This window comes from Streptomyces brasiliensis (genome assembly GCF_014647875.1).
Taxonomy (GTDB): Bacteria; Actinomycetota; Actinomycetes; order Streptomycetales; family Streptomycetaceae; genus Streptomyces; species Streptomyces brasiliensis.
In genome coordinates, this window is record NZ_BMQA01000075.1 from 21816 (window position 1) to 29618 (window position 7803).

Sequence of the window (7803 nt, forward strand, 5' to 3'; positions counted from 1 at the left end):
GATCAGCGGGTGGGGAACGAAGCCAGAGCAAGATCCCACTGGTCAGCTGCGCGGAGCAGGGCAGCTATATCTACCTGGGCCTCGACGAAGTACTGGTAGATGTCTGCTCCGTTTTCACCCTGCTGCCATGGGGGTGCCGCCTCCATGGACAGATGCACACGAATCACCGCACCGTCCTCGCTTCGATCGACGAGGCTGAAGGCCAGGACCGGCTCGACGAACCACGTGTCCGGGGACGAGGAGCCGTCGGCATCAGGTCCGGTCACCGCAACCGTCCCTGCCGCCACCGCGCGCAGCCAAGCGGACACCTGGCGGGCTTCATGGATCAGCAGGCAAGGATCAGTGAAAGCCCAGGTGCCCTCCGGAGTCGTCACCGAGCCACCGATGACCAGCCAGTTGTCATCGTATGAGTCGCCGCGGACCGCGGGGAACTGGTATCGCAACGGGCAGAGCTCGACTCTGCTTGCCTGATCACCCAAGAGCATGGCCCAAAGGGTGTCACGGACCTCTTCGACGCTGCACAGGCCCTCACAACACGTCAGCACAACCCCATGGGCGAGCTGGGCAAGACGGGCCGTTTGACATCCAACTCAGTCGCTCCAGGTCAGGGCGCCGCTCTGGACTAACTTCCTTGTCAAAGGACAGTGGTCGCCAGTGTCGCCGTGCGACAGCAGATGTTCAGCACTTCGGGAGGAACCTGAGCGAGCCCAGGAATCGAACTGCTGAAGCCTCCCGACATCGCCGGGAAGCCCGTTCATCCCGCGCGGGCGGAGCCGGGGCGCGACGGCCGCCGTCCTGGTCACGACGAATTGCCCCTGCTGCAGTTGTACAGCCTGCGTTCGCAGCTGGCCTCAGAGGTCGATGACGACCTTGCCCTTCACGTGTCGGCCGGCCTGGAGCTCGACCGCGGCGTGGATCTGATCGATCGGGAAGATCGCCGCGATAGGCACCCTCAGCCGGCCTTCAACGACCAGGCGAGCGATCTCTTCCAGGACGCCGGGGGCGGCGTTTGCGCCGTTGGCGGCCACCACTCCGTCGACCTGCGCGGCGATGGTGCAGATGCGGCTGTCTGGGACGTCGAGTTCCCTTGCGACGTGCACCGTGTCCGTTCCGTGGAGGTCGATGGCGGCGGTGACGCCGTCGGGAGCGAGGGCTCGGACCCGGTCGGCCAGGCCGTCGCCGTAGGTGACCGGCTCGGCTCCGAGGTCGCGCAGGTAGTCGGCCGATGTCGCTGATCCTGTCCCGATCACGCGCGCTCCTGAGATGCGGGCCAGTTGGACGGCGAACACTCCGACCCCGCCCCCGGCGCCGCCGATCAGGACGGTGTCGTCCGGGCCGGGGGCGACCGCGTCGAGGGCGGCGGATGCCGTGCGGCCCGCAATCGTGAGGGTGGCGGCGGTACGGTCGTCGACACCGTCAGGCGTGTGGTGTGCCTCGTTCGCCGCGGTCTCCCCAGACGAGTCAACCACTACGAAGTCAGCGATCGCGCAGGACAGGGCGCCCCCGAACACCCGGTCGCCGGGTGCAAAGCCGCTCGCCCCGTCACCGACCTGGTCAACCACGCCCGCGTAGTCGGTGCCGAACCCGGTCGGCAGGGTCAGGCCGAACCGGGCGGCCGTGTCTGCATCGGCGGTCATGAGCCAGTCCATCGGATTCAGGCCAGCAGCAGTGACCCGCACACGGACCTGCCCCGGCCCGGCCTGCGGTTCCAGAACCTCGCGGACGTTCAGGACTTCGGGGCCGCCGAAGGAGTCCATCTGGACTGCCCTGCCGCTGGCGGTGCGTGGTCGCTCGCTCTGTGTCTGCATGTGCGCCTGTCTCCTCGATGGCGAAGGAAGCATCGAAACGGACTATGCTCCGATTACATGAACGACCGTAACACAAACGGAGCGCGATCCGTTTCTGGTGAGGCGGAACCCCGCATGCCGCGGGCGGACGCAGCACGCAACCGCGACCAGCTGCTCACGGTGGCGACCCGCGTGTTCATGTCGGCAGACGGCGAGCCGTCGATGCGCGCGATCGCTCGTGAGGCCGGGGTCGGCATCGCCACGCTCTACCGTCACTTCCCCACCCGCGAGTCGCTGGTCGACGCGGTCTACCAGGACCAGGTCGTGCGGCTGACGAGCGGCGCCCGCGAGCTACTCGGCCATCTGCCCCCAGCGGCGTCGATGCGGCGCTGGATGGACTTGTTCGGGGACTGGATAGCGGCCAAGAACGGCATGCTCGACACGCTGCGAGCGATGATCGAATCGGGCCAGATCACCCATGCGCAGACCCGGACCGAGCTGCTGACGGCCATCACCACGATTCTCGATGCAGGCCGCACGGCGGGCGATCTCCGCTCCGACATCGCGGCCGGAGACATCGCCGCCGCCCTCATCGGCATCTTCACGGTGGCCCCCCGGCCCGAACAAAAAGCCCAGGCCAATCGCCTGCTGAACCTGCTGATGGACGGCCTCCGGCCCGCCGCCCGGCCGTCCTAAGGTTGATTCGGGCCCCGCTTGAAAGGCAATCACCTTAGGGGTGCCGCTGGAGCCGCCACCCCAGCGAACCTCCCGGTCAAAGCACCAGGCTCGCCATCCGGCTGATCCCAGGGCCCCCGGCGAGGTGACCGATCAGGGCGCCGCCGATGCCTCCGGCGCTCGACAGCGTGGTGCGCAGCCCGGCGCTCATCGACCGGCTCCCCGTGCCCCCGCGTACTCGATCTTCCCCTCTCGTACGAGCCGGTGTGCGGTGGCCCGCAGCCGGAGTAGCTGGTCCTCGACCGCCCGGGACGTTATGCCGCCCAGCCGCTCGCCGATCTGCTTGTGGGTCAGCTCCGGCTCGTTGTACTTCAGGACGCAGATCGCGGCGGCTTCCGGGGCGGCCCCCGCGAGGATCCGGCGAATGGTGTCCCGATCGGCGGCAGGCCGGCCCGGATCGCCGAGTTCGGAAAGCCACAGGAACAGCTGGCCTTCGTCGGGGTCGTGGTGCGGGGCTGTGGTGCTGAGGGGTGCGGCCGCGGCGGGTGGGTGGGGACCACTTCTTGCGTGCGGTGTCCTTGCTCATGCCCATCAGGGCTCCGATCTGTTCCCAGGAGGCGCCGCGCTGTTTGGTCCGGGCCACCATGTGCGGGGTGAGGCGTTCGATGAGGACTTGAAGGCGCACCATCTGCTCCAGTGGTGCGGTCACGGGCGTGCCGGGCTGATCGAGGGCCGACAGGGTCTCCCGGGCGTGATGGGCGATCTGGTTGAGCTGGATGCGCAGCACTTGGTCGAATTCCTCGGTGCCCGCCAGCTTGGAGGCGGCCTGGCGCTGGCGGTGGGCGGCCTGCCGGCATCGGGTACTGCAGTACTCGCCGGGCCGGCGCGCCGCGAAGTGGCCGGGCGCCTGATGCCTGCACCAGCCCGCTCGCCGATGCTGAGTGGAAGTAGGAGGCGGCATGCGCGCCGAACGCGTGGAGCAGCGTCCGGGGTCTGCGCCTCGGCGAGACGAGCGTGCTCCGCATCGTGTGGATTGCCCGGCAGGCTCTCGCCGCGGTGAACGGGTCGCCGTTCCTCGCGTACCCGACGCTCACCGACACCGGCAACGTGATGCGTTGGAACGTCGGGCACTGCACGGTGAGCCGGTACGCGGGTACGGCCGTGCGCATCGTCGATACCGCCGCGAGCCAGGACCAGGCCGAGGCCGCGGCCGAGGAGCTGAACCGGGAGCACGCGACGGGCGCGGCCGGCGGGGACGTCGCCGAGGCCGCGCCGGTCGAGTCGGCTCCGGAGCCGGATCAACCGCAGAGACTTGACGCATACGCATCAATGGAGGGGGACGGTCCGGGTGGGGTAGGGGGATTCCTCCGGAACCTGACGCGGACGCGTCAGCAGCCACGTGCAAGGCTGTCTCGAGTGCCCGGCGGTGGTCATGAAACGAAGCCGATGCTGTCGCCGGGCACAACCTCCCACACGGACCGGGAGGCCATCCGCGTGGACGAGTCCTTCATGAGGTCCGTTGACGGGCAGCGGTGGGTGAGTCCTCGGTGCCGAGGTAGGTTTCGAGCACGTGTCTGCTGGAGCGAGTGGCGGAGTGGTCGGCGCCGAGGACCCGTGTCAGGTCTGCGACCACCCCGGCCATCAACCTTGCTGCCTCAGTGTGGTCCCCGGCGGCGTGGACGAAATCTGCGTGCAGGTGTCGGCTCCAGAGGGTGGATCTGTGGTCGGGGCCGAGGACCCGCGCCCGGTCCCGGGCGTTCTGCGCCAGGAGCCGCGCGGCCTCGGCGTACTCGCCGCTCTTGCCGAGGAAGAGTGCATGCAGTTGTTCACTTCGAAGGGTCTCCTCGTGGTCGGGGCCGAGGATCCGTCTCCGATCCGTGACCACCGCGGCCATCAGGGGCGCCGCCTCCGCGGGTTTGTCGGCGATGTCGAGGTAGAACGCATGCATGTGGCGACTTTGGATGGTGTCGGGATGGTCCGGGCCGAGGACCCGGGCCTGGTCGATCGCCAGCTGCTCCATTTGCCGCGCTGCAGCCGTCGGATCCAGATCGCGCTCGTTCTGTCGGACCCGGGTGTAGCGAAGAGTCAGTTCCTCTCTGGTCGGCGGGACTTCACCGGCCGGTTGTGGATCTGAGTGGGGGAGGCGGTGGCGGGGGAGCAGCAGGGTGACCGGGGTGGGCCAGAAGGGCTCGGTCGGCCGCTGCTCGGGTGGCCTCCAGGATTCTGTGACCAACCGGAGGACCTCGGCCGGCGTGGGGCGATCGGCAGGCTCCTTGGCCAGGCATGCGGCCACCAGGCCGCGCAGCGGTTCGGGGACGCCGTCCAGCCGAGCGTCGCCGTGGACGATGCGGTGCAGCATGGCCAGCGGCGGGCCCTCGCCGAACGGGCTCTGTCCGGTGGCGGCGAACGCGAGCACGGCGCCGAGCGTGAACACATCACTGCTGGGGCCCAGTTCGGAAGCGTCGATCTGCTCTGGAGACATGAACCCAGGGGTGCCGATGACCACACTGTCCGGGGTCAACGATGCGCCGTCGAGGGCGCGGGCGATACCGAAGTCGATCACTCTCGGGCCATCGGCGGCCAGCAGCACATTGGCAGGCTTCAGATCGCGGTGCACCACCCGGGCGGAGTGGATGTCCTGCAGGCCCTCGGCGAGGCCGGCGGCCAGCGGCCACAGCGACGCCAGCGGGAACGGCCCGGCCTCGGCCACCGCCTCGGCCAGGCTCGGCCCCGCGACGTACACGGTCGCCAGCCATGGCGGATCGTCCTCCGGCCCGGCGCCCACCAGCGGCGCGGTGAACGCGCCGCTCACCGCCCGGATCGCGGTCACCTCCTGGGCGAACCGCCGCCGGAAGTCACTCTGCCGTGCCAGGTGCTCGTGGACCACCTTGACCGCCACCGCCCGGCCGGACGGCGACCGGCCCAGGAACACCCGGCCCATCCCGCCCTGCCCCAGCCGCGCCCGTAGCGTGTAGGGGCCGATCCGCTGCGGGTCACCCGTGCCTAAGTCCTCCATGACCGCCCCTAATTCGACCCGTCTGTACAACCAGTTGCGTTGCCGGGCGATCGTAGCGGCGAGGACCAGCACGTGAACAGCAACAGCAAGCCGCACGCGCCCCCGCTGAGAGGGCCGCGCCCCGGCCGCCGCGCCACTCACCCGCGCGCCAGCCTCGTCCAAGTACGGAACCCTAACTCCGTTCTCCCTCGAGGCTGCGCTGCCTCACCGCCGCGTTACCGGGTTGCTTCGCAGGCACACGGCGAACTTGCATGCGGGCGCCAGGTCCCGCCTCACGTGACCGGTGAGGGGCGATCGTCGAGAACGATGGTGGTGACCTCGCTGCCGTCGGGCCGGGCCACGGTGGAGCACCGACCCGAGTAATTGTCAAGATCTGTGGATCGTCACGGTCGTCCACTGTTCTGGTCGTCCCGAACCTGTGCCACGAAGCGCGCCGTTGCGCGCGGGTTGCGGAGCACGTGCAGTTGCGCATCTGGGGCATGGGCTGTGATCGCCTTGAGGAGGAGCGGTCGGTTCCGGCGGCGCCATGACCACACCCAGAGCCAAAAATCGGTCCGTTCCCGCGAACGGCGCAGCGCTTGCCAGGCGCAGCGCGGGAAGGAGTAGTCGAGCAGGAGAACGGTGTCCGCCCTGCGGAGGCGGACCTCGAGGACGTCGTAGGGGCCGAGGTCGCCGTCCATGATCCACTGGTCGGCGCGGGCGAGTTCGCCTTGGACGGCGGCCCACCGGTCAGGGGGAGTCGCTTCCAAGACCGGTCCCCAGAAGTGCTTATCGAGTTCGATGACGGGTAGCCCTGTCGCGGTGCCCAGCGTGGCTGCGAGGGTTGACTTCCCCGCGCCGCCACGGCCAAGGATCACGACGCGCTTCATGGCCGTCATGGTGCCAGAACGGCCTGCCGCTCCATCGGATCACGGGCCAGCTTGCGCCTGTTCAGGCAGCGGCGGTGTCCTCGTGTTCGATCAGGACGCCGTTCTCGAACTTCGCGCCCGCGCGAACCAGTGGTAGAAGGTGGGCTCCGCGGATCGCGCGCCAACGGGCCTGGGCGGACTCGACGAGCTTGAACACCATGGCCAGGGCCGCGGCGGGGCTGCCGGCCCCGCGGGTGACCTTGGTCCGCAGCTTGACCGTGGAGAACGTCGACTCGATCGGGTTCATATCGGGTGGTACGAACATGATCGAGTCACTGAACTCACGGTTCCGGCAGGCCAGTCGCCGACGAGGGCACTTCCCCAGCGAGGAAGCTGCTTTGAAGGTGCTCTACCTGGCTATCCGGCACCAGGAGCCCAACAGGCCGAACCCGACCGGCCGCACCCACAACTGGAAAGCGGCCATCAACATCCTCGCCGGCTTCTACGGCAGGAGCGATGCGTTCTCACTCGGTGAGACCGAGTAGGTGGAATGCGTCGCTGGGGTGGGCTCGGTAGTGGTCGGTGGCGGCGGCGATGTTCTTGAACCCGGCGAGGCGGGCGAGGCTGATCGCCAGGTTGCGGAAGGTGGCCATGGCGCGAGGTGTGGTGCCTGTGCGTACGTGGGAGGCATCTTCGTGGTAGGTGACGTCTCGGACGTGATGGAGGACTTCAACTCCCCAGTGATCACGGGTGATTCGGGCGAGTGTGGTGGCGTTGGCCATCTCGGCTGGGGCGCTGGTGATACCGAGTTCGGCATAGCAGTGGGTCTTGCCGTCGCCGCGGCCGGTGGTGGTGCGCTCGATGAGGACGGCCTGCTGTGTGTGGGGGAAGGCCACCTGCTTGGGCACGGGCAGGATCTTCAGCTCGCGGGTCTCGGTGCGGCCTTGGTTGCGCTCCGTGCTGGTGTGGGCGATCGGGGTGTTCTCCCAGTCCAGAGCGTCCAGGGCGGCGAAGAGCGTGGGCTGGTTGCCCAGCACCGGGAAGTAGTAGAAGGCGCCGCGTTCGTGCAGGTAGCGGGCGTGCTCACGCTGGCAGTGCAGAGCGTCTGTGGTGATGATCAGTCCCCGGATGGAGTCGAGGGTGTCGAGCAGGGCGGCGAAGTGGGTGACCTCGCAGCCCTTGTCCCGCATCGCGCGCTGGGCGGCCACGGTGCCGGTGTCCGGCCGGAAGACCGACAGCAGGTGCAATTGCTTTCCGTCCGCGTCGAGGGCGCCGCAGACGGTTTTGCCATCCGCCGCCAGCGACCTGGGGCCGGTGTCCACGATGTCGTCCAGGGGGTCGATGGTCAGTGCCTCGGTGAACTGGGTTAGGGCGCGTATCGAGTCGTGATCAATCTGTCGGATTCGCCCTCAGGGCGGGGTCTGGACTGGTAGATCGTCTTGCATGACACGCGCGCAACTGACGGATGTGGAATGGG

The 7803-nt window shown here is 68.6% G+C and carries 6 protein-coding genes and 2 pseudogenes; 2 read left to right on the plus strand and 6 right to left on the minus strand.

Annotated elements, in window-relative coordinates; genetic code table 11:
- Positions 1–2: 2 nt before the first annotated feature.
- Entirely contained in the window at positions 3–485 is a 483-nt protein-coding gene (locus IEZ19_RS43250) for a WapI family immunity protein (protein WP_189316888.1), read from the minus strand.
- Positions 486–851: 366 nt separating this feature from the next.
- Positions 852–1808, minus strand: coding sequence for an NADP-dependent oxidoreductase (locus tag IEZ19_RS43255; protein WP_189316889.1), 957 nt, complete (start codon positions 1806–1808; stop codon positions 852–854).
- Positions 1809–1865: 57 nt separating this feature from the next.
- On the opposite strand from IEZ19_RS43255, the gene IEZ19_RS43260 reads away from it, so the two are divergent.
- Positions 1866–2483, plus strand: coding sequence for a TetR/AcrR family transcriptional regulator (locus IEZ19_RS43260; RefSeq protein ID WP_189316890.1), 618 nt, complete (start codon positions 1866–1868; stop codon positions 2481–2483).
- Positions 2484–3969: 1486 nt separating this feature from the next.
- On the opposite strand, the gene IEZ19_RS43265 is transcribed toward IEZ19_RS43260, so the two are convergent.
- The 3 genes and pseudogenes from IEZ19_RS43265 to IEZ19_RS43275 form a co-directional block, all read right to left on the minus strand.
- On the minus strand, positions 3970–5478 hold the full coding sequence (locus IEZ19_RS43265) for a serine/threonine-protein kinase (RefSeq protein ID WP_189316891.1): 1509 nt from the start codon (positions 5476–5478) through the stop codon (positions 3970–3972).
- 383 nt (positions 5479–5861) lie between these two features.
- Positions 5862–6347 (minus strand): P-loop NTPase family protein, encoded by a 486-nt coding sequence (locus IEZ19_RS43270; RefSeq protein ID WP_189316892.1) that lies wholly within the window; start codon positions 6345–6347, stop codon positions 5862–5864.
- Positions 6348–6408: 61 nt separating this feature from the next.
- Positions 6409–6630, minus strand: a pseudogene (locus tag IEZ19_RS43275) (IS256 family transposase); the annotation flags it as partial.
- 13 nt (positions 6631–6643) lie between these two features.
- Here IEZ19_RS43275 and IEZ19_RS54295 point away from each other — a divergent pair.
- Positions 6644–6871: pseudogene (locus IEZ19_RS54295) on the plus strand (transposase); the annotation flags it as partial.
- On the opposite strand, the gene IEZ19_RS43285 reads toward IEZ19_RS54295, so the two are convergent.
- A complete protein-coding gene (locus IEZ19_RS43285; protein WP_189316893.1) occupies positions 6851–7648 on the minus strand; it encodes an ISAs1 family transposase in 798 nt (265 codons plus the stop codon). The pseudogene IEZ19_RS54295 and the gene IEZ19_RS43285 overlap by 21 nt on opposite strands.
- Positions 7649–7803 lie beyond the last annotated feature (155 nt).

Excerpts from the sequence above, each read along its gene's own strand:
- IEZ19_RS43250 (WP_189316888.1), bottom strand. The coding sequence starts at position 485 with ATGCTCTTGGGTGATCAGGCAAGCAGAGTCGAGCTCTGCCCGTTGCGA.
- IEZ19_RS43255 (WP_189316889.1), bottom strand. The coding sequence starts at position 1,808 with ATGCAGACACAGAGCGAGCGACCACGCACCGCCAGCGGCAGGGCAGTC.
- IEZ19_RS43260 (WP_189316890.1), top strand. The coding sequence starts at position 1,866 with ATGAACGACCGTAACACAAACGGAGCGCGATCCGTTTCTGGTGAGGCG.
- IEZ19_RS43265 (WP_189316891.1), bottom strand. The coding sequence starts at position 5,478 with ATGGAGGACTTAGGCACGGGTGACCCGCAGCGGATCGGCCCCTACACG.
- IEZ19_RS43270 (WP_189316892.1), bottom strand. The coding sequence starts at position 6,347 with ATGAAGCGCGTCGTGATCCTTGGCCGTGGCGGCGCGGGGAAGTCAACC.